This is a genomic window from Bacillus sp. FSL R5-0603 (assembly GCF_038050295.1).
In the GTDB taxonomy this organism is placed as follows: Bacteria; Bacillota; Bacilli; order Bacillales; family Bacillaceae; genus Bacillus; species Bacillus subtilis.
The window spans coordinates 2,167,188-2,192,804 of record NZ_JBBOYP010000001.1; the positions used below are offsets into that span (position 1 = coordinate 2,167,188).

The 25,617-nt window shown below is 43.4% G+C and carries 28 protein-coding genes; all 28 read right to left on the reverse strand.

From position 1 onward, the window contains the following. Position 1: 1 nt before the first annotated feature. On the reverse strand, positions 2 to 505 hold the full coding sequence (locus NYE56_RS10900) for a ubiquinol-cytochrome c reductase iron-sulfur subunit (RefSeq protein ID WP_003230627.1): 504 nt from the start codon (positions 503 to 505) through the stop codon (positions 2 to 4). 142 nt (positions 506 to 647) lie between these two features. Continuing rightward, positions 648 to 1,094, reverse strand: a complete 447-nt coding sequence (locus NYE56_RS10905) for a YpiF family protein (RefSeq protein WP_124058507.1) — start codon at positions 1,092 to 1,094, stop codon at positions 648 to 650. Positions 1,095 to 1,148: 54 nt separating this feature from the next. Next, complete coding sequence (locus NYE56_RS10910; protein WP_014477176.1) at positions 1,149 to 1,688, reverse strand: ReoY family proteolytic degradation factor; 540 nt, start codon at positions 1,686 to 1,688, stop codon at positions 1,149 to 1,151. A 71-nt stretch (positions 1,689 to 1,759) separates the two neighbouring features. Next, on the reverse strand, positions 1,760 to 3,031 hold the full coding sequence (locus tag NYE56_RS10915) for a tetratricopeptide repeat protein (protein ID WP_341283848.1): 1,272 nt from the start codon (positions 3,029 to 3,031) through the stop codon (positions 1,760 to 1,762). Positions 3,032 to 3,365: 334 nt separating this feature from the next. Next, positions 3,366 to 4,652 (reverse strand): 3-phosphoshikimate 1-carboxyvinyltransferase, encoded by a 1,287-nt coding sequence (aroA, locus tag NYE56_RS10920; RefSeq protein ID WP_341283849.1) that lies wholly within the window; start codon positions 4,650 to 4,652, stop codon positions 3,366 to 3,368. Between the two features lie 10 nt (positions 4,653 to 4,662). Continuing rightward, positions 4,663 to 5,778, reverse strand: a complete 1,116-nt coding sequence (locus NYE56_RS10925; protein WP_014480118.1) for a prephenate dehydrogenase — start codon at positions 5,776 to 5,778, stop codon at positions 4,663 to 4,665. Between the two features lie 48 nt (positions 5,779 to 5,826). Further along, on the reverse strand, positions 5,827 to 6,909 hold the full coding sequence (gene hisC, locus NYE56_RS10930) for a histidinol-phosphate transaminase (RefSeq protein WP_161986171.1): 1,083 nt from the start codon (positions 6,907 to 6,909) through the stop codon (positions 5,827 to 5,829). Positions 6,910 to 6,919: 10 nt separating this feature from the next. Further along, positions 6,920 to 7,723, reverse strand: a complete 804-nt coding sequence (gene trpA, locus NYE56_RS10935; RefSeq protein WP_021481539.1) for a tryptophan synthase subunit alpha — start codon at positions 7,721 to 7,723, stop codon at positions 6,920 to 6,922. Continuing rightward, positions 7,716 to 8,918 carry a tryptophan synthase subunit beta gene (gene trpB, locus NYE56_RS10940; protein ID WP_101502409.1) on the reverse strand — a complete coding sequence of 401 codons (1,203 nt, stop codon included), beginning with the start codon at positions 8,916 to 8,918 and terminating at the stop codon, positions 7,716 to 7,718. Before trpB ends, trpA begins: the two co-directional genes overlap by 8 nt. Next, positions 8,899 to 9,546 (reverse strand): phosphoribosylanthranilate isomerase, encoded by a 648-nt coding sequence (locus NYE56_RS10945; protein WP_341283850.1) that lies wholly within the window; start codon positions 9,544 to 9,546, stop codon positions 8,899 to 8,901. The genes trpB and NYE56_RS10945 overlap by 20 nt, the downstream gene beginning before the upstream one ends. A 4-nt stretch (positions 9,547 to 9,550) precedes the next feature. Continuing rightward, entirely contained in the window at positions 9,551 to 10,303 is a 753-nt protein-coding gene (trpC, locus tag NYE56_RS10950; protein ID WP_341283851.1) for an indole-3-glycerol phosphate synthase TrpC, read from the reverse strand. After that, positions 10,296 to 11,312, reverse strand: a complete 1,017-nt coding sequence (gene trpD, locus NYE56_RS10955; protein WP_187953628.1) for an anthranilate phosphoribosyltransferase — start codon at positions 11,310 to 11,312, stop codon at positions 10,296 to 10,298. The genes trpC and trpD overlap by 8 nt, the downstream gene beginning before the upstream one ends. Further along, positions 11,284 to 12,831 (reverse strand): anthranilate synthase component I, encoded by a 1,548-nt coding sequence (trpE, locus tag NYE56_RS10960; RefSeq protein ID WP_216998828.1) that lies wholly within the window; start codon positions 12,829 to 12,831, stop codon positions 11,284 to 11,286. The genes trpD and trpE overlap by 29 nt, the downstream gene beginning before the upstream one ends. Positions 12,832 to 13,047: 216 nt before the next feature. Further along, positions 13,048 to 13,431, reverse strand: coding sequence for a chorismate mutase (gene aroH / locus NYE56_RS10965; protein ID WP_004398675.1), 384 nt, complete (start codon positions 13,429 to 13,431; stop codon positions 13,048 to 13,050). Continuing rightward, entirely contained in the window at positions 13,428 to 14,516 is a 1,089-nt protein-coding gene (gene aroB / locus NYE56_RS10970) for a 3-dehydroquinate synthase (RefSeq protein ID WP_341283852.1), read from the reverse strand. Before aroB ends, aroH begins: the two co-directional genes overlap by 4 nt. Next, positions 14,516 to 15,688, reverse strand: a complete 1,173-nt coding sequence (gene aroC / locus NYE56_RS10975; protein WP_004398727.1) for a chorismate synthase — start codon at positions 15,686 to 15,688, stop codon at positions 14,516 to 14,518. The genes aroB and aroC overlap by 1 nt, the downstream gene beginning before the upstream one ends. A gap of 74 nt (positions 15,689 to 15,762) precedes the next feature. Continuing rightward, on the reverse strand, positions 15,763 to 16,533 hold the full coding sequence (gene cheR / locus NYE56_RS10980; RefSeq protein ID WP_014477188.1) for a protein-glutamate O-methyltransferase CheR: 771 nt from the start codon (positions 16,531 to 16,533) through the stop codon (positions 15,763 to 15,765). 236 nt (positions 16,534 to 16,769) lie between these two features. Then, on the reverse strand, positions 16,770 to 17,219 hold the full coding sequence (ndk, locus tag NYE56_RS10985) for a nucleoside-diphosphate kinase (RefSeq protein WP_010886554.1): 450 nt from the start codon (positions 17,217 to 17,219) through the stop codon (positions 16,770 to 16,772). Positions 17,220 to 17,334: 115 nt separating this feature from the next. Continuing rightward, a complete protein-coding gene (hepT, locus tag NYE56_RS10990; RefSeq protein ID WP_003246013.1) occupies positions 17,335 to 18,297 on the reverse strand; it encodes a heptaprenyl diphosphate synthase component II in 963 nt (320 codons plus the stop codon). 25 nt (positions 18,298 to 18,322) lie between these two features. Continuing rightward, a complete protein-coding gene (gene menG, locus NYE56_RS10995) occupies positions 18,323 to 19,024 on the reverse strand; it encodes a demethylmenaquinone methyltransferase (RefSeq protein ID WP_268555447.1) in 702 nt (233 codons plus the stop codon). A 6-nt stretch (positions 19,025 to 19,030) separates the two neighbouring features. After that, positions 19,031 to 19,786 carry a heptaprenyl diphosphate synthase component 1 gene (gene hepS, locus NYE56_RS11000; protein ID WP_014480130.1) on the reverse strand — a complete coding sequence of 252 codons (756 nt, stop codon included), beginning with the start codon at positions 19,784 to 19,786 and terminating at the stop codon, positions 19,031 to 19,033. 163 nt (positions 19,787 to 19,949) lie between these two features. Further along, positions 19,950 to 20,177 carry a trp RNA-binding attenuation protein MtrB gene (gene mtrB, locus NYE56_RS11005; RefSeq protein ID WP_003230576.1) on the reverse strand — a complete coding sequence of 76 codons (228 nt, stop codon included), beginning with the start codon at positions 20,175 to 20,177 and terminating at the stop codon, positions 19,950 to 19,952. Between the two features lie 21 nt (positions 20,178 to 20,198). Continuing rightward, positions 20,199 to 20,771, reverse strand: coding sequence for a GTP cyclohydrolase I FolE (gene folE / locus NYE56_RS11010; protein ID WP_003225516.1), 573 nt, complete (start codon positions 20,769 to 20,771; stop codon positions 20,199 to 20,201). Between the two features lie 187 nt (positions 20,772 to 20,958). Next, positions 20,959 to 21,237 carry a non-specific DNA-binding protein Hbs gene (hbs, locus tag NYE56_RS11015; protein WP_003153447.1) on the reverse strand — a complete coding sequence of 93 codons (279 nt, stop codon included), beginning with the start codon at positions 21,235 to 21,237 and terminating at the stop codon, positions 20,959 to 20,961. Between the two features lie 373 nt (positions 21,238 to 21,610). Beyond that, the gene (spoIVA, locus tag NYE56_RS11020) at positions 21,611 to 23,089 is read right to left on the reverse strand and encodes a stage IV sporulation protein A (RefSeq protein WP_014480131.1); all 1,479 of its coding nucleotides are present in this window, start codon (positions 23,087 to 23,089) and stop codon (positions 21,611 to 21,613) included. Positions 23,090 to 23,269: 180 nt separating this feature from the next. Next, positions 23,270 to 24,004 (reverse strand): hypothetical protein, encoded by a 735-nt coding sequence (locus tag NYE56_RS11025; protein WP_268555448.1) that lies wholly within the window; start codon positions 24,002 to 24,004, stop codon positions 23,270 to 23,272. Between the two features lie 21 nt (positions 24,005 to 24,025). Further along, positions 24,026 to 24,229, reverse strand: coding sequence for a DUF2768 domain-containing protein (locus tag NYE56_RS11030; protein ID WP_004399143.1), 204 nt, complete (start codon positions 24,227 to 24,229; stop codon positions 24,026 to 24,028). 338 nt (positions 24,230 to 24,567) lie between these two features. Beyond that, positions 24,568 to 25,605 (reverse strand): NAD(P)H-dependent glycerol-3-phosphate dehydrogenase, encoded by a 1,038-nt coding sequence (locus tag NYE56_RS11035; RefSeq protein ID WP_003230566.1) that lies wholly within the window; start codon positions 25,603 to 25,605, stop codon positions 24,568 to 24,570. Positions 25,606 to 25,617 lie beyond the last annotated feature (12 nt).

Here is a 25,617-nt window from a genome sequence, read left to right on the forward strand (position 1 = left end):
GTCACCCTTCCCCCTTAGGCTTTGCTTTTCCAAGATACAGGAAGCCGTCTTTTACTTCTTGCTCATAATGATCAAGAGGCGCAAGCGGCGGCGTGCCAGGGACATTGGTGCCGTCCTTTTCATAGAGTCCGTAATGGCATGGACAAAAGAATTTATTCGGGTTTTTAGGATCACTATTCCAGTTCACCGTACACCCTAAATGTTTACAAATTGGCGAAAGTGCTACAATTTCATCCCCGTTTTTGAAGACCCAGGCTGATCTTGACTCTTCTGACTCATACCAGGCATCGACTTGATTAATTTTAAAATCAAAGCGCTGCGGCTCTTTTGTCAACTCATCAACGCTGACAACCTGAACCATATCCTGCTTCCCTGTCGATTTTAATACCGGGTCGAGTGCGAAGCGAACCATAGGCATGAGCATACTAGCCGCCATAAAACCTCCTACGCCTGTGAGCGTGTAATTCAAAAATTGACGTCTGGATATATCATGTTTTCCGCCCATCTCTTCTCCCCCCTCTAGGTCACCCCTGCAAACTGACTAAAATAGAAAATATTGCAATAACTCTAGACACCCTCATAATATATGAATCTCTCAGCAAGGTCAATATAGCCAAAATATTGTTCATAAGGAAATGTAAGTGTTTTTATGAAGTGCTCCATAACTGTAACAAAACGTTCAAAATTTCAGCAGTGCGTTCATCCAATATTTTTCTTTTTAAAGAGTCATTTAAATGCTCTAATGGAACAGACGGTGTAACAATGATTTTGCCTAACGCATCCTCAGCTCTCCAACTTTCGTCAGATGTGAGCAGGACAACATGCGGAAATTCCGTTATCAGCTCTTCCCGCAAATCCTTAAGCCCTTGAACGGTTATTTCATTTCTATCAACATATGTATAAGGCGGAAGTAAATATACCCGTCCCTTTAACTGCCTTTCAAGTTCTTCTGAGAGAAGCTGCGTAAACTCGCCTTTCTCCGCCGCCATTTTAAAATGGTTATTAACCCTTATGTTAATTAATGGTATGACAGCGGTATCAATGTAATCCTTAGCTTGTAAATAGTCCTTGGCATCAGTGATTCTCCACCTCATCGTTCTCCCCCTTTACGGCAACAAGCCTTGCAATTCACTGCAAGGCTGGTCATATTATGTGAGCTGATTTAATTGGCGCGATAATTGTTCAAATGCCTCTTTATCATGACGATCTAACGCCTCGTCAATGTCTTTTAATAATTTTTCTCTTTGGAATGTGGAAATAGCGTGCTCTAAAATCTGTTCCGCCAATCCCTGATCTTTTTTATTCTCAAAAAGATCTTTCGGAATATGCGGGTTGGACTCCAGCACCGCCGCATATTCAGGTGAGCTGTAAGCCGAACGGAAATTAAGCTGGATAAACAAATCCTGCTGTTTATTTAATCTAATATCATGAAAAGATTTTTCCGCGTCGGTAGTCATGACATTCTCTTTATAGAACCGGAACGGAACTTCTTCAACACAATGTGTTGACATTATAATGCCTCTCGGGCAAAATTCAGCCTGCTCCACAAAATGAACCTTCTCCATGAGAGAATCATGGCTCATTAAGTAGTTCAAGATCCAAACGCACTCTCGGCGCTTTAACTGATAATGGTTTAAAAACCAACGGATAAAATCTTTTTTCTCATTGACAGAAACAGGGGTCTGCATGTAATTCCCTCCTCTATCGTTCGTATAATCTATATACTTATATGTTCCACATGAATGGTTAATATTCCTGCTTATCTAGAAAATTCATCCTCGATTCGCAAAATCGTTTCTTCAAGCTCTTCATTGGCTCCGTCCATTTCAAGAACCTTTTTCAAAAGCGGCAGCGCTTCTTTTTGAAGGCCTTCTTCTAATAGGAAGCTTGCGTATTCATATAAGAAATCTCTATCCTCCCGGTAATGAAGATAGGCAGCCTCAAAGGATTGTTTTGCTTCCTCGTATTGCTCTAATTCAGTATATGCGCTTGCAAGATACCAATTATATTTCGGATCTTCTTCACCGTAGCTTCGAACCTCTTGAATAAGATCAATGATCTGATCATAATCCTCTTCTTTGTGATACACGGCAAGAAGTGTATGAAGCGCCTCGACAAAGCCCGGATCAAGCGCAAGCGCCTCCTGAAGCAGCTTTTTCCCCTCTTCTGACTTCCCGATTTTTAAGGCCATTTTGGCGGCATAAAGGAAAAGTTCTTTGTTATATTCATCATATCTGATCCCCTCTTTTGCCGTTTTAAATGCCTCTTCATACATTCCTTCAGCTTCATAGCTTTTCGAGAGCGGCATATAAAGTGAAGTATAAGATGGATCAAGCTCCTTTAGATCAGACAGCTGCTTAATAGCTGTTTTCACAAGTCCCGCCTGTAAAGCTGTAAAACCATAGCCGAAAATCGTGTTAGGATCAGGATTCTCATCGACAGCTTTCTCGTACCATGGAATAGCATCCTCAAATTCACCTGAGGCACTTAACGATTCTGCCAGTCTTTGATGGACATTAACGCCTCCGATCTCCCCCTGCTCCTCAGCCGTTGTTTTAAAATATTGAACCGCTTTTGCATAGGCTCCCTGAGCAAAGTAAAGTTCTCCCAGTGCAAAATCAATAACAGGTTCATTGTCCAGAATGGACTTTGCCTGTAAAAGCTTTTGTTCACTGACTTCGAATAACCCCTGCATCTGATAAAGATCCGCCATAAGCAGCAAACTTTCCGGATATGATGGATCTGTTTCCGGAATAGTCTCCAGCACAGCGAGGGCTTTTTCTTCTTCGTCAATATCTATTAAAAGTTCAGCGTAGAAATTCGTCAGTTCTGTTTCATTTGGATATAAATCATGTAGATCACTAATCAGTGAAATGGCTTTTTCTACATCGCCCCACTCGTAATAAAGCTGGGCTGCAATGGCTTTATCTTCATCATGCAGCTGTTTTTCAGCCTTCGAGAGTGTGTTGAGGCCTTTTTCTGTTTCACCTGCTTCAACTAATTTTATGGCTTCTTGAATCAATGTATTCAAATCGGACCGGTCCTTTCTTTTCCTATACAACATCAACCATACTAAAAAGCTTTATTTGTTCGGGTTAATCTTATCATAATTCAGACGAATGCCCCCGGCAAATAAGATGCTTCTGTACGGAAGGGAATTATTGAGTCTTATTAGTTTACCAAAAGATCTTGAGATAGAAAATGAAAAAAGGAAGATCGCCCTCTGTACAGTAAAGCAGCTCTTTGACCTGCCGGCTTGTAAGTAAAGCACATCCCCCCTTTTTGTTTTTCTATCCCCTCTATAAGACAAGCTATGTTTTTTCGCCTCGAATTATGATCTGCATAAAAAATCCTGAAGTAAAACTTCAGGATTTTTTCGAAAGCTTATTTAAATGCTCGAAGAAGGTTGGATAAGAAACGTGAATGGCATCCGTGTGCTCGATTTCAATCGGCTCCTCCGTTATACAGGAAGCAATACCAAGCATCATTCCGATTCGATGATCTCCGTGGCTGGACACTGCAGCGCCGCCTTTCAACGTTTGTTTGCCATAAACCTTCATTCCATCTGCTGTCGGTTCAATTTCAGCACCCAGCTTGCGAAGCTCAGAAACAACAGTATCAATACGGTTTGTTTCTTTCACTTTTAGCTCTGCCGCGTCTTTAATAACGGTAGTTCCTTCCGCCTGAGTCGCAAGAAGCGCGATGATAGGGATCTCATCAATTAAACGCGGAATGATATCTCCTCCGATTTCAACTGCCTTTAGAGATGACGTTTCTATAATCAAATCTCCATAAGGCTCTGCACCGCTATCAGCAGATGGTTTGATTTCAAGTTTTGCCCCCATGTTTTGAAGGACATCAATAATACCTGTCCGAGTCGGATTTAAACCTACGTTTTTCAATACAATTCTGCTGTTTGGAACCATCGCGCCAGCAGCAAGGAAAAACGCGGCTGAAGAAATGTCTCCAGGAACAAAAATATCTGCAGCTGTCAGTTTCTGGCCACCAGCAATGGAAACACTCGTTTGATCTTCAGAAAGCTTAACGCCAAAAGCAGAAAGCATCCGCTCAGTGTGGTCCCGAGATTTATGGGGCTCTGTGACAGTTGTTGTGCCCTCAGCCTGTAATCCGGCCAGCAAAACAGCAGATTTAATTTGCGCGCTTGCAACAGGTGATACATATTCAATGCCTTTTAATGAAGCGCCGCTCACCGACAGCGGTGTAAATTCTCCGCCGGCTCTGCCGTCAATTTTAGCCCCCATTTTTTTCAAAGGCTCAGTAACACGCTTCATTGGGCGCTTCGCAATGCTCTCATCTCCGGCTACTGCGCTGTAAAAAGGACGGCCTGCCAATATTCCGAGCATCAGGCGAATGGTTGTACCTGAATTTCCGACATCTAAAAGGCTTTCTGGCTCTTTCAGGGCATCGATTCCTTTTCCGTGAATCACTACATCGCTGCTGCTTTGCTCAATGTGAACACCCATTTTTCTAAAGCAATCGATCGTGCTCAGACAATCTGCTCCCGGCAGAAAGTTTTTAACTGTTGTTGTGCCTGTCGCTAGCGCGCCAAACATAACAGAGCGGTGAGAAATGGATTTATCACCGGGAATATGTATTTCTCCATGTAAGGCCTGCACCTTTTCTCGTTTCATTTTTTCCACCTCAATCAGCATAAAAAGTTTCATATTCCGCCCGGGCTTCAATGCATTGTTCTGCCCTTTTGCGGTCGTCATCAGACTGAAAACTGATCCTTAAAATCCCGTTAATATCTTCTCGTGTTTCGATAATGCGGATATTCGTGATACTGATGCGCTCCGCAGCTAAGATCGCTGTTATCTCGGATATCACACCCGGATGATCGGGTACATCCACATATAAATCATAAAATGCAGGTATCGCTCCCTTTTGCCGAAGCGGCAGCCCGTCACGATAATCCTTGGCTGTTTTAAAATAACGAAATAGATTTTCCGCATCTTCTTGTTCTACATATGTACGGATCTTGTCAATTTCACGAATCCACTCATCAAAACGGTCTAAGATTTTATCTTTATTATGTAATAAAATATCCCGCCACATTGCCGGGCTGCTTGATGCAATCCTTGTAATATCTCTGAACCCGCCGGCAGCAAAACGCTTAACAAGCGGATACAGGTTTTCCGAATGATGGGTTTGGTGAACAAGACTGGCTGCTACAATATGCGGAAAATGACTGATTACACTTGTAACACCATCATGCTCCTCTGGCGACATTTCCACAAAATGGGCATTCGTCCCCTTCAGCAGGTTTTTTAACTGTTCCACAGCTTGTTTGTCCGTTTTCTGGCCTGGGGTTAAAATATAAAATGCATTTTCAAACAGGAACTCCTTCGCAGCGGCCACTCCCGATTTATGTGAACCCGCCATCGGATGCCCTCCGACAAATTGATAGCGGCTAGGCAGCACTTGATCAGCGTAATCAACCACTTTTTGCTTTGTGCTTCCTACATCCGTAATCAAAAGCTCATGTTCAATTCCTGAATGAGCCAGCTCTTCAAGCATAACCAGTGTTTGTTCAACAGGTGTCGCAATGATTACTGTAGCTGCCTCTTTCGCACCGCTAATAAACGAATCAGCACGATCGTCTATCACACCTAATTTTAATGCCGCTACCGCCTGTTCATCAGAGATGTCGATTCCGATAATCCGTTTGCCGGGATGATTTTTTTTGATGGCTAGGGCAATCGAACCGCCTATCAATCCGAGACCGGCGAGCAATATTGTATCTTTCATTTGATTCATACGTCATCACCTGGTTTATAGACTAAAGAGGTGATATTTGATCACCTCTTATAAAATTTCAGCTAAAATGGCAAGTATTTCTTCATTTTGCTCTTTTGTTCCGATCGTAATCCGGAGTGATGTCGGGAAACCTAATGCATTTCCTGACCGGACGATATAGCCTTTTTCCAGCAGAGCCTGAAACAGTTCATCAGCAGGACGTTTAAAGTCAATTAACACAAAATTTGTCTGTGAAGGGTAGCACTTTAAACCATGAGTTTTCGCAAAATCATAATACTGCTGAAGGCCTGCATTATTTTGCTCGACACAGGAAGCAATAAACGCTTGATCATCAAGTGCGGCAATCGCCGCAGCCTGGCCCAGACGGCTCGTATTAAACGGCTCTCTCGCCGGCTCAATCTGGCGAATCAGGTTCTCGTCAGCAATTCCGTATCCGACCCTGAGCGCTGCCAGACCGTATGCCTTTGAAAATGTGCGCAAAATCATCAAATTGGAATACTTGCTTAAGAGCGGCACGGTTTCCGGGTAATCCTCTGCTGTTACATATTCATAATATGCTTCGTCAAGAACGACAAGGACACGAGAAGGAACGCGCTCCAGAAATGCGAGTAATTCTCCTTCAGATGTATAAGTGCCAGTCGGATTATTCGGGCTGCATATCCAAACGACTTGTGTCTGTTCGTCGATGGCTTCTAACATGGCGTCTAAATCATGTGAGCCGTCGGGACGAAGTGCAATTTCACGTACTTCAGCACCTTCAATAACCGCATTATGTTTATATTGCGGAAAAGTCGGAACAGCAGTGATCGTATTGGTTTTATTGTTTAGAAATGCCCGGCAGATGATCTGAATGATTTCATCAGAACCGTTGCCGAAAATAAGTGATGTTTCGCTGACATCGAGGTGCTTACTGAGCCTTGTCCGCAAAGCGGCGCTATACCCGTCCGGGTAAAGGGCTAGCTGTTGAATCTCATGATGAAGCGCCTCTTTTGCAGCCTCTGAACAGCCGTAAGGATTTTCGTTTGAAGCAAGCTTCACAACTTTGTCCAAGCCATATTCTGATTTCACTGCTTCAATCGGCTTTCCAGGCTGATAAGGCTTCAGCTGTTTTAAATGTTCTTTGATACGCAAATCAGTCACCTCATTTTAAACTGTACAAGCCGCCAAACGCCATTGCATAATCCTCAAACTCCTGCAGCGCCTGATTTCTCGTTTCAGCGCTGATGAGCCGGTCCTTTAATTCTTCTATTTTTCTGACGAGCGCACTTCCCACTACGACACCGTCACTAATCTCATTCATCTTTATGACTTGTTCACGGTTTGATATACCGAACCCTACGGCAACCGGAACAGTGCTGAGATTCTTCACTGTCCGAATGAACGGGTACACGGATGAATTGAACTCATTGCGGACACCGGTCACACCCAGAGAAGACACACAGTAGACGAAGCCCTCGGCTTGTTCAATAATGGTTTTCAAACGGCTTTCGCTTGTCGGCGCAACCAAAGAAATATACGTCACCTCATGGCTTTTACATTCCTCTTGAAGGCTGTTGCTTTCTTCTAGTGGCAGATCCGGAACAAGCAGACCGTCAATATGATTTTCCCGCAGTAAAGCGAAAAAGTATTCTTTGTTCAATTGTAACACAGGATTATAATACGTAAAGAGGATAATCGGAATATTCACTCCGTTTTTTTTCATTTCTCCGCCTAATTCGATTGCCTTTACGATATTCATTCCTTGATCAAGTGCCCGCTTTGAAGCCCGCTGGATCACCGGACCGTCTGCAAGCGGGTCAGAGTATGCAACACCAAGCTCCAATGCAGTGGCGCCTGCTTTTTGGAGTGACTTCGCCAGTTCAATCGAAACCTCAGGAACTGGATCGCCCGCCGTAATAAACGGGATAAACAATTTTTCTGATGGTTGAAGATCCAATTTAAACATGGGCTTTCACCTCTTCTTCCAATACCTTCATTAATGTGTTGACATCCTTGTCTCCCCGTCCTGATAAACAGACGAGAATGAGTTGACCGCGATCCATTCCTTTGGCGAGTTTGAATGCTTTCGCTAAAGCATGGGCAGATTCGATTGCCGGCAAAATCCCCTCTTTTTCTGACAAAAGCTTTAATGCATCCACCGCTTCTTCATCAGTGATACTGTCATAAGTGACACGGCCGCTCTTATGCAAGTATGCGTGCTCCGGACCGATTCCAGGATAGTCGAGACCGGCTGAAATAGAGTAGGGCTCAATAATTTGCCCGAACTCATCCTGAATGAGATAAGTCAATGAACCGTGAATAACCCCTACGGTTCCTTTCGAAATAGTGGCGGCATGAAGAGGCGTATCAATTCCTTTTCCTGCTGCTTCAGCGCCGATCAGTTCAACATCTTCATTTAAAAATGCCTGAAACATACCCATCGCATTGCTTCCTCCGCCTACACATGCCACTACTTTATCAGGCAGAGTGCCTTCAATACGTTTCAACTGATCCTTCGCTTCCTCTCCGATCATTTTTTGAAATTCACGGACCACTTGCGGATAAGGATGCGGGCCGACAACTGATCCAATCATATAAAAGTGATCCTCACAATGCTGAACCCAGTACCGGATCGCCTCATTTGTGGCATCCTTCAATGTTCCGTTTCCGCTTGTTACAGGCACTACCTCCGCTCCAAGAAGCTTCATGCGGAAAACGTTCAGAGACTGGCGGGCAACATCCTCTTCACCCATAAACACAGTACAGGAAAAGCCGAATTTGGCTGCAACTGTTGCAGCGGCAACGCCATGCTGGCCGGCACCAGTTTCAGCAATGATTTTCGTTTTGCCCATTTTTTTAGCAAGCAGCGCTTGACCTAGCGCATTATTGATTTTATGAGAACCTGTATGGTTTAAATCTTCTCGTTTCAAATAGATTTTCGCGCCGCCTAAGTATTCAGTGACTCGATCAGCGTATGTTAATGCAGTCGGCCGTCCGGAATAGTCCTTTAACAGCTTATAATATTCTTCACGAAAAACAGGATCATCCTTGATTTGCTTAAATGCTGTTTCTATTTCATCTAACGGCTGCATGAGTGTTTCCGGAACAAACTTTCCGCCAAAATCACCGTATCTGCCTATTTCATTCGGATATGGATACATATCGGTTCATCCTTTCTTCTAAAAGCCTCATCAGATTCTGATCTTTTTGTCCGTTTTTTTCAATTCCGCTGGCAAGGTCAATTCCTTCTGGCTGCCATTTCAATAGGCCTGTGATGCTATCCGGATTCACGCCGCCAGCGATAAAGCAGCGTTTACCAATAGCCGCCTGCTGATATTCCGGCACACATTCCCAAGAAAATGCAACACCAGTTCCGCCTCTAGACCCTTTTACAGATGAATCAATCACAAAGCCGTCAACATGATCTTTAAAGCGGGCTATTTCTTGAGTTGTGTTATCTTGATGGTGAAGCGCCTTCCATATTTCACAGCCTGTCAGCTTGCGAAGAGCATCAGCATCCGCCGGTTTTTCATCACCGTGAAGCTGAATAACGTCGAGCTTCAAGCTCTTGGCAACACGTGACATCGTCTCTAGTGATTCATTAACAAAAACACCTGCAACCTGTTTTTCGACACGAACTTGGTTCAGCCATTTTTTCACATCTTGCGGAGATACTTTTCGTTTGCTTTCAGCAAAAATAAATCCTAGGTAATCAGCCTGTGATTCCGCCGCAAGATGCAAATCATTTAGTGACCGAATACCGCAATATTTTAATGCCGGTTTCTTCACAACCTCACTCCCCAAACAAAGCATGGATTGCTTTACGCTGAGAAGTTTGTCTCATCAATGATTCACCGATAAGTACAGCTCGCGCCCCATGTTCATTGACAAATGTTAAATGTTCTAAAGAACCGATTCCGCTTTCGCTGACAAGCAAGGATTCTTTCGGAACGAGAGATGCGATTTGTTCTGTCTGCTTTACAGATGTTTCAAACGTTTTTAGGTTTCGATTATTTACGCCGAGAATGTCGGGTGTGAATTCTTTCAATATTTGTTCTAGCGTTGATGCATCATGAACCTCCACTAACACGTCCATCCCCTTTTCACCTGCTTCAAGATATAATTCATGAAGGTGTAAGGGATCAAGCACCTCGCCGATTAACAATATGGCATCCGCTCCGATTCTTCTTGATTCCTCTACTTGAAGAGAATCAATAATAAAATCTTTTCTAAGTACAGGAATCGAAACAGCACGCTTTACGTCTGATAAATAGCTGTTTTCCCCTTGAAAAAACGGGGTGTCTGTTAAAACGGAAATCGCATCTGCCTTCGCAGCCTTATAGTCTTTTGCAATCTGCACAGGCACAAAATCCTCTTTAATAAGCCCTTTTGACGGCGATGCTTTCTTCACTTCGGCAATCAACCCGATAAACCGATTCGGGCTTGCCAGCGCCTCCTTAAATGAACGTTTCTCGAAAGGCTGCTCTACCGGCAGAACCAGTGTTTTCACTTCTTCTTTCTTTTGTTTGATGATTTTTTCAAGCATAGATCTCTTCCTCTTTCTGCTTTAGTCGTTCAAGCTGCGCAGCAGCGCCTCCGCTTGTAATCGTCTCTAACGCCAGCTCCGTTCCTTCCTTGAGTGAGGCGGTAATTCCCGCCGTGTAAATCGCAGCACCCGCATTTAAGGCCGTAATAGATAAAGCGGAACTGCTGCTTTTATTTTCAAAAATATTCTGAATGAGATAGGCGCTCTCTTTCGGTGACTGCACCTGTAAATCTTCAAGTCTGCCATTTGTGAAACCGAAATCTTCGGGTGAAACGGTATATTCCCGGCGCTCTCCGTCCTTTAATTCAATCACGTCGGTCGGTGCTGTAATTGAAAGCTCATCTAAACCGTCACGGCTTGATACAAACATAACGTGCTTCGGCTGAAACGTCTCCAGTGCGCTTGCCATCAGTCCAGCTTTTTCAACAGAATAGACCCCAATCACCTGACGCTTCGCCTGTAAAGGATTGCTGAGCGGCCCAAGCAGATTAAATACCGTTCTGAAACCTAGCTCTTTTCTAGTACCTGCTACATGTTTCATAGACGAATAGTAAAGCGGCGCAAAAAGAAATCCCATGTTGTTTGTTTCAATGCTGCTTTTGACCTTTTCGGGAGTGGTTTGAATAGAAACCTCTAGCTCCTCTAAAACATCAGCGCTTCCGCTTTTAGAAGAGACAGAGCGATTGCCATGCTTAGCGATTTTTGCGCCAGCTGCCGAGGCAACAATTGCCGAGGCCGTTGAAATATTAAAAGTGGAAATACCGTCTCCCCCGGTTCCGCATGTATCAACAATATCAGGAAGTCCATCGACTGTAAGAGCGTGTGCCCGCATTGCCTTCACAAAACCCGCAAGTTCTTCTGGCGTCTCCCCCCGATGAGCAAGAATAGACAATATGCCACCCATTTCAGAAGGAGTCATTTCCGCTGCCATCATCATATTCATCAGCGTTTCAGCCTCACCGGCAGTAAGGGTTTTTCCGTCAACGCACAATTGTAGAAATCTGTTCATCAGCTTTATCCTCCTTGCTATGAAACATGTCTTCTGCAATATGAATCGTTTTCAGCAGCGCACCGGCTTTATTACAGCTTTCTTCGTATTCGGCTTCCGGAACTGAATCAGCAACAATGCCCGCACCTGCCTGTATCGATGCAACACCGTTCTTTACACTCATCGTGCGAATCGTAATACAAGAGTCGATATTCCCGTCAAACCCAATGTAGGCAATACACCCTCCGTATGTCTCTCTCGGTGTTGGTTCGAGCTCTTGCAAAAGCTGCATGGCACGGATTTTGGGTGCGCCTGTTAAAGTCCCCGCCGGGAAAGCAGACATCAGTGCATCGACAGGATGAACCCCTTTTTTCAATCGGCCTGTAACCACCGAGATAATGTGCATGACATGTGAAAAGGAGACAATTTTTGTGAACTCCGGCACAGAAACAGAACCATACTCTGCTACTCTGCCGATATCGTTTCGGGCAAGATCAACGAGCATGTAATGCTCCGCCTTTTCTTTTTCATCCTTCATCAGCTCAACCTTCAGTCTCTCATCTTCAGCTTTGTCTGCGCCGCGTTTTCTCGTACCGGCAATCGGATGGATTTCTAAGTGCCCGTCTTGAACGTGTATTAACCGTTCCGGAGAGCTGCCGACTATTTCTCTGTCTTGCAGTTTCATATAATACATATACGGAGAAGGATTGACGATCCTAAGCACTCGGTATAACTCAAAAGCATCTGCTTTTATCGGCACCTCAAATTTCTGTGACAAAACGCCCTGAAAGATATCGCCTGCTTTTATATAGCTTTTGATTTTTTCTACATCAGCCATAAAAGCCGATTTTTCATAATTAGAAGATACCGTCTCAAAGCTGGGCGTCTTGTATGAATCAGCAGAGAGAAACAGCTCTTTTATGTTTTTTTGGTCCATCATTTTTTCGATGAGATTTTGGAGCTCTAGATGATTTTGATGGAATACATCCATTTTTTCGTCTTCTGTTTCCTCTCCATTGAGTCTTGCATATTGGATAAAGTGGACGTTTTTGGTTTCATGATCATACGCAATTAATGTCCGGCAAACAAACAGCATACACTTTTCCATGTCTGTCTCTTTTGTATGCGAAGGAACAGAAGGCTCAATCAGCGGGATCATATCATAGCTTAAGTACCCGACAGCTCCGCCGACAAAAGGAATGCCAAGCTGAGGTGTTTTGATTTTGTATGTGGTATTCATCCAGTTCAGCACTTCTTTTAGTTCATCTCCTGTGTAAAGAGATTTGCTGTCCTGATCAGCGGCCGAAAAACGGCCCTGCTCTTCTTTAATTGTGAGAAATGGATTCAGGCCGATAAACGAATATCTGGACCAAGTGGATGTATCGTCCTTGCTTTCAAGAAGATACGTAATCTCCCTGTCAAGCTTCTCTATCATTTGAATGGGTGTCAGTGTATCGACTGTGAAGGTCTCCACAATCGGTATCGTGTGGTGGGACAAGCTGTCCTCTAAAAATGCGGAAATGTTTGATTGGAAATTCATTGCTCTCACTCCTTATGGCAAGGAGAATGAGAAGATGGCATGAGAGGATAAAATACTATATAACAAATAAACCCAAAAGAAAGACTTCTTTTGGGTAGAATAAACATACATGTCTCAGCTCAACTAAACTCATTCTCTGCTACCCTATTCTCTAACTCAACTCATTCTAATCGCTTTATACACACTCTTGTGTATTTCTAAGCTATTCTTATCGTATTACAATTCAGTATTTTTTGTCAATGATAAATCGGGCCTCAATACGACGGCTTTTTCTAAATATACATGTCTGATCTGATCCTGAGGGACATCTGTCTGGACGGTCATCATGACTCTTATGCACTTTTTCAGACCGCCTGTTACGTCCATTTCCTGCATACATGTTACCGGTACATACTGCCATCCTGAAAGCTCGCGAACAGCTTTTGCCGGGAAAACAGCGTGCAAATCAGGTGTAGCCGAAAGAAGCATTTGAACAACATCTTCCGGTTTTGTATGATTTTCTTCTATGATTTTCTCTAACAGCTGTTTTGTTTTTTGTAAAATTTCTTCTTCAGTATCCCGTTCAACTGTAGTTGCTCCGCGAATTCCGCGAATCATCATGATGTCTCCTCCAATCGCCATTTGTTCAGCCAGCTCTCAAGTTCATTTCTGGAAAATGTATGATCAGCAACTTTCCCTAATTCGTTGAGCACAATAAACTGAATCTTCCCGCCACGGGTTTTCTTATCATTCATCATACGGTCCAAGAGAACCGAAGTTTCCGTCTCTTTTCTGATTTGACTTGGATAACCCAGGCTTTTTAGCCAGCTGACCAAACGTTTTCTGTCCATTTCACAGCCTACAGTCTTTTCGCTTATATATAAAGCAAACTGCATTCCGAGGGCTACGGCATCACCGTGAGTGATCTGCCCGTATCCATATTCCGCCTCAACGGCATGACCGAGCGTATGCCCGAAGTTTAAGTAAGCTCTTATCCCCTCTTCTTTTTCATCCTGCTGAACGACAGACGCTTTAATTGAAATGCCTTTAAAAATCATGTCATTCAGCTGATCACTTGTGATATCACGCAGTGAGTGGATATTCAGCAGCTCCTCCAGAAACGCTCTGTCATAGATAAAAGCGTGTTTAATCACTTCTGCCATTCCGGACCTAAGCTCTTTTTCAGGCAGAGAACGCAGGAAATCTGTATCATAGAGCACGGCTTTCGGCTGATAAAACGCACCGATTAGATTTTTTCCAAGCGGATGGTTCACGGCTACTTTTCCTCCGACTGCGCTGTCATGCGCCAAGAGCGTCGTAGGCATTTGGATGAAATCAATGCCGCGCATAAAAGTGGCTGCCACAAAACCGGCAAGATCTCCTACTACACCGCCTCCAAAAGCGATGATGCATGAGGAGCGATCCATATGAAATCGAATCGCTTCACTCTGCAGCTTTGTGTACATGTCCATGGATTTCGCCTGCTCTCCACTCGGTACCATCACTTTTTTCACAGGCCATTTATCTTGCAGCAAATGAAGCATTTCATCACCATACAGGCGGTCCACTTCTTCATCCGTGACAAGCATAATCCTTGTTAAAGGCCTGTTTAAAGAGGTTAATAGTTCGCAAGCCTTTTTTCTGATACCTTGTCCGATAAAAACAGGATATGACGAGGAAGCAGTTTGAACATGCAGTGTCTTCATTAAAATTCCCTCGACAGTTTTCTCATATTCTCCACATTTTCTCTAATGCGGTCAATTTGATCTAATCCGAATTGTTCAACGACTGCGTTCGCAATTTCCCAAGCGACAGCCGCTTCAGCGACTACACTTGCCGCAGGAACAGCACAGCTGTCTGAACGTTCTATGCTGGCGGAAAACGGTTCTTTCGTTTCAATATCGACACTTTTCAGCGGTTTATACAAAGTCGGAATCGGCTTCATGACTCCACGGACAACGATTGGCATTCCTGTCGTCATGCCGCCTTCCAGTCCTCCAAGTCTGTTAGTAGCACGGGTGTATCCTTTTTCCTCGTCCCAAATGATCTCGTCATGGACTTCGCTTCCATTTCGGCCTGCTGCCTCAAATCCGATGCCGAATTCCACACCTTTAAATGCGTTAATTGACAGAACAGCGGCAGCAAGCTTGCTATCCAGCTTGCGGTCATAATGGACATAGCTGCCCACGCCTACCGGCATTCCCTCGACAATGACTTCTACTATTCCGCCGATGGAATCTCCGTTTGCCTTTGCTTCATCAATGGCAGCCATCATTTTTTTGCCTGCCTCTTCATCGTAGCATCTGACAGGAGACTCTTCCGTTACGCGCTGCAGGTCTTCAATTGACGTATATTCTGTTTTTTCAGCTTTAACAGCGCCAATTTGCAACACGTGGCCCGCCACCTTAATGCCAAGCTCAGAAAGAATCTTTTTAGCTACAGCCCCTGCCGCCACTCTGACAGTTGTTTCCCTTGCTGAAGAACGCTCAAGCACATTTCTCATATCACGATGATTATATTTAATTGCACCGTTTAAGTCAGCGTGCCCAGGTCTAGGTCTGGAAATCTGGCGCTTCATTTCCTTTTCTTCATCTTCTGTAATTGGAGCGGCGCCCATGATTTTTGTCCAATGCTTCCAATCGTTATTTTCAACTACGAGAGCAATTGGTGAACCGAGTGTACGTGCATGGCGCACCCCGCTCATAATTTTGGCCTGGTCTTTTTCGATCTGCATGCGGCGGCCGCGGCCGTGTCCTTTTTGGCGTCTGGCAAGCTCAAAATTGATATCTTCCTCCGTTATGTAAAGCCCGGCAGGTACACCCTCAATAATGGTTGTCAGTTGGGGGCCGTGTGATTCTCCGGCTGTTAAATATCTCATGACTTCTTCTCCCTTCATCGCATTAACGCTTTTAAGTAAGACTACTATAACATATTTTTCAGCAAAAAGTCAGTCTATCTTTTTTGATAAAAGAATGTATCGGCTGGGACTAGGCCAAATTTCTCGGGATTGAAGATTTGCTCGGTGCTGCCGACAAAAAGAACTCCATTCTTCTTCAAGCTATGTGCCATTTTTAAATACAGCTCTTCCTTCGCGCTTTCTGTAAAATAAATAAATACATTGCGGCACACGATTAAGTCAAAGTCTTGTTCATAACGATCCGCCAGCAAATTGTGCTTTTTGAATGTAATATTCTTTTTGATTTCCGGTTTCACTTCATAACTTCTATTTGCGTTTTGCGTAAAATAACGATCTTTCACAGATAGCGGCACTTCCTGTAAAGACCGCTCCTGATAAACGCCTTTTTTCGCTTTTTCCAATGCTTTTTCATCAATATCCGTCGCCAAAATCTGATAGCCCGGAAGACCTTTTTGCTGGTCCAAAAGCATGGCAAGCGTGTATGGCTCCTCCCCCGTTGAGCAGGCGGCACTCCAAATCTTTAAAGGCCTAGAGGTCTTGATTAACGGCAGAATTGCAGTCTCAAGAACTTCCCATCTTTTATAATTACGATAAAATTCTGAAACATTGATCGTCATTCTGTCCAATGTTTCATTTAAGAGAGCTTGATCCTTTTCCAATGCCGCAGCAAAGTCCTTAAAGCTTTGGAACCCCTTTTTCTCATAAAGTGACGTTAGCCTTCTCTTCATTTGTGCTTCTTTATATAGTGTCAAATCGACTCCGGTTAATTGTTTCCATTTCGTTGTAAATACGCTGTATGTATCCATCTCTACTCTCCCAGTCTCGCTGTCTTTTTGTCCTAGTATAGCTTGTTTTATCAGGAAATTGTATTGTTTCAATAAAAAAATCAGCTTTTCAGCTGATTTTAGATCGTTGGGAAAGGCAGAGGTCTGATGCACACTGCCATTCAACCCTTTATTCACTTTAATGTAAACCTTTACAAAACAGATCAAAAACCGGCGGCGTTATATGATGCCGGCTCTGTTACTTATTTTCACAATGATTAATAGATCCAGCCTGCCATAAGCTGCTGATATGATACTAATTCTTCATTCTTAAAGAAAATGTTAATCTCGCGTTCTGCACTTTCGAGAGAATCAGAGCCGTGGATGATATTTTTTCCGACAAACATGCCATAATCCCCACGAATCGTACCAGGTAAAGCTTCTTTAGGGTTTGTCTTCCCGATCAGCTGTCTCGTCACTTCAATGACATTTTCGCCTTCCCACACCATTGCGAATACAGGTCCTGAAGTAATAAACTCAACGAGCTCTCCGAAGAAAGGCTTTCCTTGATGTTCGGCGTAGTGTTTCTCAGCCATTTGTTCAGTCACTCTCATTAACTTGGCGCCAGCTAATTGTAAGCCCTTACGTTCGAATCTAGATAAAATGTCCCCAATGAGCTGACGTTGGACACCGTCTGGTTTCACCATGATAAAAGTCTTTTCCATCATATTCTCCACCCCATCATTATGTATGTATAGGCTTTCACACTGCACACCGAAATCGTAACATCTTTCTGACTATTAATCAATCCGGGGCGGAGAAATTTCTTAATATCTACAAAAATTAAAATTTTCTTTTACCGATATATTTTGCGATGGCTGCAAGAGACGAGCGTGCGCGCCCTCGAGGAAGCGTGTTTAATTTCTGAAAAGCTTTCTGCAGATACATTTCGCTTACTGCCATAGATGCTTCAATTGCATCTGTTTTTTTGATTTCTTCAATGATTGGTTCAAGCTGTTCCTGCGTTGTCTCACTGTTAATCAATTTAAGCTGGTTTTTTAATGCAGGATTTTTCAGGGCATACAGCACTGGCAATGTGACGTTTCCTTGAAGCAAATCTCCTCCAACGGGTTTACCCAGTTCTTCTTCAGTTGAAGTAAAATCAAGAATATCATCAATAATCTGATAAGACATGCCGACGTAATACCCAAACCAGTACAATGCCTTATGAATCTTCTCATCAGCTCCAGACGCAATGGCACCAAGCTGGCAGCTGACCGCGATCAAGAGAGCCGTTTTTCTTTTGATACGGCGGAGATACGTTCTGAGATTTTGTTCCATGTTGTATTTGTCTTTGATCTGCTCAATTTCCCCTAGACAAACTTCAACGATCGTCTGTGACAAAATCCTATGGGCTTTCGGTTCGTTAATTCTCGTCATCATTTCAAGAGATCCCGCAAGCATATAATCGCCTGTGTACATCGCAATACGATTGTCCCACTTTGCTTTGATTGTCGGTTTCCCTCGGCGAAGCTCCGCATCATCAATGACATCATCATGAACCAAAGATGCCATGTGAATCATTTCCAGAGTGACGGCGACATATTTAATCTTATTAATATCGTAATCGCCAAACATGCCGGAAAGCAGCACGAAAACAGGCCGAATACGTTTCCCTCCGGCCTGCAGCAGGTGAAGACCTGCCTCGCTTAAAAGCGGGTAATCGGAACGTACGGTTTGTTCAAGTTCTCTTTCGATTACATCAATATCGTCATTTAAAAAAGAGTAGGCCATTTTAAATTTCATATCATTCACCCAAACATCTGTGTTTTCATTTCCATCCGATATGCGTGGCAGCGACTCCGCCAGTAAACGAATGATATTTAACATTTTTCAGGCCCGCCTCTTCAAACAGGCCTGCCAGTTCCTTCATTCCAGGGAAATCTCTGGCTGATTCTTGAAGCCAAGAATATTCTTTATAGCTCTTCGCAAACAGTTTCCCGAAAAACGGCATAATGTACTTAAAGTACATAAAGTAAGCCTGTCTGAATCCGAACATTTCAGGCTGGGACGTTTCCAGACATACAACCTGCCCGCCCGGCTTCACTACACGTCTCATCTCTTTCAGTACAGTCAAGTAATCAGGGACATTGCGGAGTCCGAAGCCAATGGTGACATAATCAAATGTATCATCATCAAAAGGAAGCTCCATCGCATTTCCGTGCAGCAGTTCAACTTGGCTGAAGCCGCCGTCTTTTACTTTCTGCTCGCCGACACTCAGCATATTTTCACTGAAATCCAAGCCCTTGATCTCGCCGCTTTTGCCGGCCGCTTTTGCAAGAGCGATCGTCCAGTCAGCCGTTCCGCAGCAGACATCAAGTGCTTTTGCGCCTTCTTTTACATTCATGATGCGCATCGTTTTGTCGCGCCATTTTTTATGCTGCTGAAAACTGATGACAGAGTTCATTTGGTCATAGTTTTTATATATTTTTTCAAATACTCCGTGTACGCGCTGTTCTTTTGAGTCCTGCATAATGGTTTACCCTTCTTCCACTTTCTGATGATAGGTTTGATCTTGGCTGATTGTCTTCAGGCGGTTTATTAAAATGTTCTGAATAGGTGAATTTAGAGGCAGAAGTGACTCAATGCTGTTTTTCGCTTTTTTAAAACAATCTTCTAATATCTCTTCTTTTGTTTTTCCCAGCTGTATAAAACTGCCGATCACATCCAGAAATGCATCATTTCCGTTCATAAGCCGCTTAAATACAAAAAAATCACTCGACAGCTTTTTCCAGCGCGGAAGGCTGAAGTGTTCCGCCACACGATGGAATAAAGCTGATTCAACGATGCCGACACTTTCGAAAAAATCGTTTTCGTCCTTGAAAGAACGGTCATACAGACGAATTTTATGTTCGTTGATTTCTTTAATGGCTGTAGCAAGCGTCCGAATCATGTAGATATCCTTCATTTCAGATAGTAAAGAGTAGTACAGCCCGCTGAAATAATCGCCCGCGAGAACAGTCAATTGGCGGTTTTTGTTTTCGTCTCGTTTTATGACTCTAGCTGTCGTCACTTCATCATGGGTATCAAGGGCGCTTTGTACAAGCATCGCTGTTACAATATAATTTTCTCTGTCGTTGTTTTTTATGTCAGCTTCTTCAAATAAAGCATGAAAAAGAAGAAGCTTATCCTCATCAATTTTCGGCGCAGAAATATGCTTCGCTAAATAAGGATGAGACAGCTTTTGTTTTAATTTCGTGTTCAGATTGGCTAAAGTTCCGTAGATGTCTTGCAAAAATATCACCCTTGTCCCCAAATTCACATTTATTTCTTAATCTATGTATGAGTTTTATCTTTTCATTCGCTTACGCAGGTATCATTATAGCATAAAAAAAAGAAATTGGCTGTATCCTCCCGCTGTTTGCGAGCATTTGCTTTTAACAGCGGGGACAGCCAGCTTATTTTTTTTCGCTTTTCATTTCTCCGTACGCGGTTTGAATCAGTGCCTCTCCTCTGACTTTAATGGCAGAAGTATGCTCTGTAAACTGAGCGATGATCACTTCTCCCTTGTCGAGTTTTTCGGAATGGTGAAACTTTGTGTCTGTTCCTCTTGTCAGGCCGATCACATTCACTCCGTCCTCAACGGCTTTAATGACGACAAAATCACTTGAATGCTTTTGGTTCATTTATAGCACCCTCTATCTTTATTAGTCCTGGCGTTTAATATGTTCCAATACTTCTGCACGGGCAGCGGCATCATCTTTAAAAACGCCTCTGACTGCTGAAGTCACAGTTTTCGCACCCGGTTTTCTTACACCGCGCATCGTCATGCACATGTGTTCCGCTTCAACCACTACCATTACGCCATGCGGATCAAGCGTTTCTACGATGCTTTCTGCAATTGTAGAAGTGATGCGTTCCTGAAGCTGCGGGCGCTTTGCAACGGCTTCAACGGCACGTGCCAGTTTGCTGAGTCCTGTGACCTTTCCGCCTCGCGGGATATATGCAACATGTGCTTTTCCATAAAAGGGAACAAGGTGATGCTCACACATAGAATGAAACGCGATATCTTTTACAAGAACAAGCTCCTCATGGTTTTCACCGAAGATAGTCTGGAAATGTTCTTTTGGATCTTCATTCAAGCCGGAGAATACTTCGGCATACATCTTTGCGACTCTTTTCGGAGTATCAAGAAGCCCTTCTCTATTCGGGTCTTCTCCGATCGCTTCTAAAATTTGACGAACAGCTTGTTCGATTTGCTCTTTATTAACTTCTTTCATGTTCTATGTCCTCCACCAATGAATACATTTAATTTCGATTCTAGCACATATGCCCCGCTAAAAGCAAAGTGAATGCCCTGTCAGGAAGCCCATGCTCTTGAAATATGAAAAGCCCCTTAGAAAGGGGCTTTTCTGTGAAGAAATAAAGTGTATGTAAGCTAGATGCATACACGATCTATATTCACAATTATTTTCCGGCAACTGCGTCTTTAAGCGCTTTACCTGGTTTGAAAGCAGGTACTTTGCTTGCTGGAATTTCGATTTCTTCACCTGTTTGAGGGTTGCGTCCTTTACGTGCAGAACGTTCACGCACCTCGAAGTTACCAAAACCGATCAGTTGGATTTTATCACCGTTTTTAAGTGCATCTAAGATCGTATCAAAAACAGAGTCAACTGCTTTTGTAGCGTCTTTTTTAGACAATTCGCTTGCTTCAGCAACCGCATTGATAAGTTCTGTTTTGTTCATGCCTTTCACCTCCTCCCAAAAGGATACATTCAGTTCGTTTATTATCATTTCTTCACAGTTCAGTCTGATTCTAAACCTGTCTCAGAAAAAAATGAGAGCAAGTAAGAGAAAGACAATTAAACGGCTTTTTAAGAAAAACTGCACTCTGAGGAATGTTTGTCCAACAAAGTGAAGAATTTCTGTATGTAGAGTAACACATATAAAAAGCCATATCAAGCATTTTAAAGCGTCAATCCCTTGCTCGTCAAGGATTTAAGGTGATTTGCCGAACAAATATTCCTTTTTTTCCTTTTTTCATCCTATTCCTTGATCCTTTTCCATTATTAAGAGCAAAGAAAAAAGACCTCCCATTCTATAAAGAGGTCTACCGGTATTACAGGATGATGGCGATTAAGCCGCCAGAGCCTTCGTTTATGATTCTTTCTAATGTTTCTTTTAATTTATACCGTGCGTTTTCAGGCATTAATGACAGCTTTGCCTGAATCCCTTCTCTCACAATTGAGCTCAGCGACCTTCCGAAGATATCGGAATTCCAGATGGAGAGCGGATCATCCTCAAAGTCCTGCATTAAATAGCGTACAAGCTCTTCACTTTGTTTTTCCGTTCCGATAATCGGGGCGAATTCGCTTTCGACATCGACTTTGATCATATGGATCGACGGAGCGACAGCTTTCAGCCTCACACCGAATCGCGAGCCCTGCCTTATAATTTCCGGCTCATCGAGACTCATATCAGCTAAAGCAGGCGCTGCAATGCCGTATCCCGTCTGTTTGACCATTTTTAAGGCATCAGATACTTGATCATATTCTGTTTTCGCATGGGCGAAGTCTTGCATGAGCTCAAGCAGATGGTCTCTTCCTCTGATTTCGACGCCCACAACTTCTTTTAAGATTTGATCATATAGATGATCCGGCGCGTACAAATCAATTTCTGCCACTCCTTGGCCCAGCTCAATTCCGGCTAATCCGGCACTTTCAATGAATTCAAACTCGCTGAATTGGCCGACAACCCTGTCTACGTCCCGGAGCCGTTTAATATCCTTAACCGTTTCCTTTACGGACTCCTGATAGCTTTCACGCAGCCAATGGTTTTCTTTCAGCACCATTACCCAGCTTGGGAGATTGACATTCACTTCTAGCACCGGAAACTCGTAGAGGGCCTCTCTGAGCACATTCAGCACATCTGATTCCCGCATGCTCTCTACACTCATTGCCAATACCGGGATATCATATTTTTCGCTTAAATCCTGGCGCATGGCTTCCGTTTCCGGGTGATACGGCCTGACTGAGTTGATGACCATAATAAAAGGTTTGCCAACCTCTTTCAGCTCTTCAATGACTCTTTCTTCAGCCTCTATATAGTCACTTCTGGCGATATCTCCAATGGTGCCGTCTGTCGTAATGACAACCCCGATGGTCGAGTGTTCTTGAATGACTTTTCGTGTGCCGATTTCAGCAGCCTCATGAAATGGAATCGGTTCTTCGTACCAAGGCGTATTGATCATCCGCGGCCCGTTTTCATCTTCATATCCTTTAGCGCCGGGCACTGTGTAACCTACACAATCTACTAATCTTATATTCACATCGAGTCCGTCTGACACATGAACAGACATCGCCTGATTCGGAACAAATTTAGGCTCTGTAGTCATAATGGTTTTGCCGGCTGCGCTCTGCGGCAGTTCATCCTGCGCTCGGGCCCGGTCTGCTTCGTTACTGATATTCGGGAGCACCACAAGCTCCATAAATTTTTTAATGAACGTGGATTTTCCTGTACGGACAGCACCTACGACTCCTAAGTATATATCGCCTCCTGTTCGTTCAGCGATATCCTTGAAAATATCGACCTTTTCCAAGTGATCCCCTCCCGGACTTCCTATCCTTTTCAATTTTATTAAGCTCTTTCAATCAAACACAGGACACTATATGTGTATGACGTTGTCCTATTTGAATATGACATCTTTAGAAAATTTCTCATCCTCAATCTATTAATATAAAAAAACCTTTCTCCCTATTTGTATGCAAGGGAGAAAGGTTCATTCCTTTTTCAAATCATTTTCTAAAAAAACAGGTTCCTGTTTGTCATTTACCGTATATTTTACAGAAAACGCGGGGACAAAGGGGGTTTCCTGCCAAATCATATCCTGGATTTCAGTCCCGGGTTTAAACGTTTTTTTGCTTTTTTTGAGGCAAGAAGCCAGCTCAGTCCGGTAATCGGCATATATTTCTCCGTCTCCGTCAATCATAAGCGGCAACGAATTCCCTGAGATTGGGCTTGTCACTGTAAGAGAGCTGCCATCCCCAAGCTTCTTCTCATCGAGTGTAAATAAATCACGAGATAGCACACTCTTGTAAGGCGGATATTGATGCTCCTGACGATACATTTGGATGCGCAATTTCACATCGCGAATTTTTTCTGCCATCTTTAGATCAATTAATTTAACAGTCGGATCGTTCTCTACGTCAACAAGCACGTATTGATAGTCTCCCCCGCTTTCAAATGCCGTACTTGGAGGTTCAGCTATGTATCTTGGCGCTAACCGGTTAAAGTCTATCGGATATTTTTGATATAGCGGTGTCGACATATCTTTGGTTTGAATAGGAAGCAGCCCTCCATTTGCCTTTTGAAATTCATCAACAGCAGATTGAACCTGCTTTAGCTGGTCTTGATAAGGAATGGCATGCACACTGCTCTTCCTTTCATTTGGATATAAACATCCGGATAAAAACACGACTGCCGCAAAAATGATTGCGCACTTCAGTTTACCCATACAGCACTTCCTTTTACAGCTTTATTCATTGACAGGGCCGCTAAAAACCACGACAAACACAATAATTCCAGATATGAGCATACACATGTATGCGAATGATGAAATCGCAATCTTCAAAAAACGGTTTTGGCACTTAAAGCGGCTTAAATAGATGGAAGCTACAGCCAGAAACATCAGACCCATGGACCCTAGAGCAAACCACATTTTCATCAATGCCAGATTCAATGACGTGCGCCTCCCCGATATGTATGATGTAAGCGTTATATTATATTTTAATATACAGCGCCGGAAAAGATCAACCAGATTTTCCATCCTTTGATAGAACAAAAAAAACTGAAGCAAAGAGGGGGACCTTCGCTTCAGTCAACTTGACTATATTCACCTGCACGTTTAAGAAACACTCTCTTGGACTTCGATGCTATAGTATGCGACTTGGCATACAGATGCATCCTCTATTGCCTAAATCGGCAAAATGTTTCAGGAGATCCCAAGACTTGGGTGTTCTTCTGTTTTTCGGGCTTTCGTTCAATTAAGATATGCGATTCACCATTTGATTGACACTTTTACTTCACTTGATTTTCAAACGTATTTACCAAATCCTCCATCTCGTGGGTTTTCCCTCTCGCCATTAAAGATTCAACAGCGGTTTCCACTTTTTGTCCGTTGAATAGGACCTGATGGAGAGCTTCTGTAATCGGCATTTTAACATCATATTTCTTCGAAAGCTGGTAAGCCGCTTTCGTCGTGCGGACGCCTTCGACTACCATTCCCATCTCTTCAAGAACATCTTCAAGCTTGTACCCTTTTCCGAGCAAATTGCCCGCACGCCAGTTTCTGGAATGAACACTTGTGCACGTCACAATCAGATCGCCTACTCCTGTCAATCCAGAGAACGTCAAAGGATTTCCGCCCATTTTCGTTCCGAGTCTCGCGATTTCGGCAAGTCCGCGTGTAATCAAAGCAGCTTTGGCATTGTCGCCGTACCCTAAACCATCTGTAATTCCTGCAGCAAGGGCAATAATATTCTTTAAAGCCCCTCCGATTTCAACTCCGATAATGTCAGGATTTGTGTACACCCGAAAATTGTGATTAATAAATAGATCCTGCACCTCTTCTGCTGCCCTCATGCTCTTTGAAGATGCAGTAACAGTTGTGGGGTGCCGCAGCCCTACTTCTTCCGCATGACTCGGGCCGGAAAGGACAACGATATCTTTCCTGACATCACTCGGGAGCTCAATTTCCATAATTTCAGAAATGCGCAGAAGTGAATCTGGCTCAATACCCTTGCTGACATGAACAAAGACTGCCTTTTTCGTTATAAAAGGGACAGCCTGTCTCAGCACTTCCCGAATTGCTTTTGTCGGGACCGCAACGATAATAACATCTGCGTCTGAAACAGCCTCTTTCATATCTGTTGTTCCTTTAATGGATGTAGACAGCTTAACATTCGGCAAATAATCTTTGTTTTCATGCAACTCATTAATTTGATGAATTAAATCTGCACGGTGAGCCCACACACACACTTCATTTCCATTATCAGTTAGAACTAAAGCCAGTGCTGTTCCCCAACTCCCCGCTCCAAGCATTGTGACTTTTTTCATGTTTGATTCACA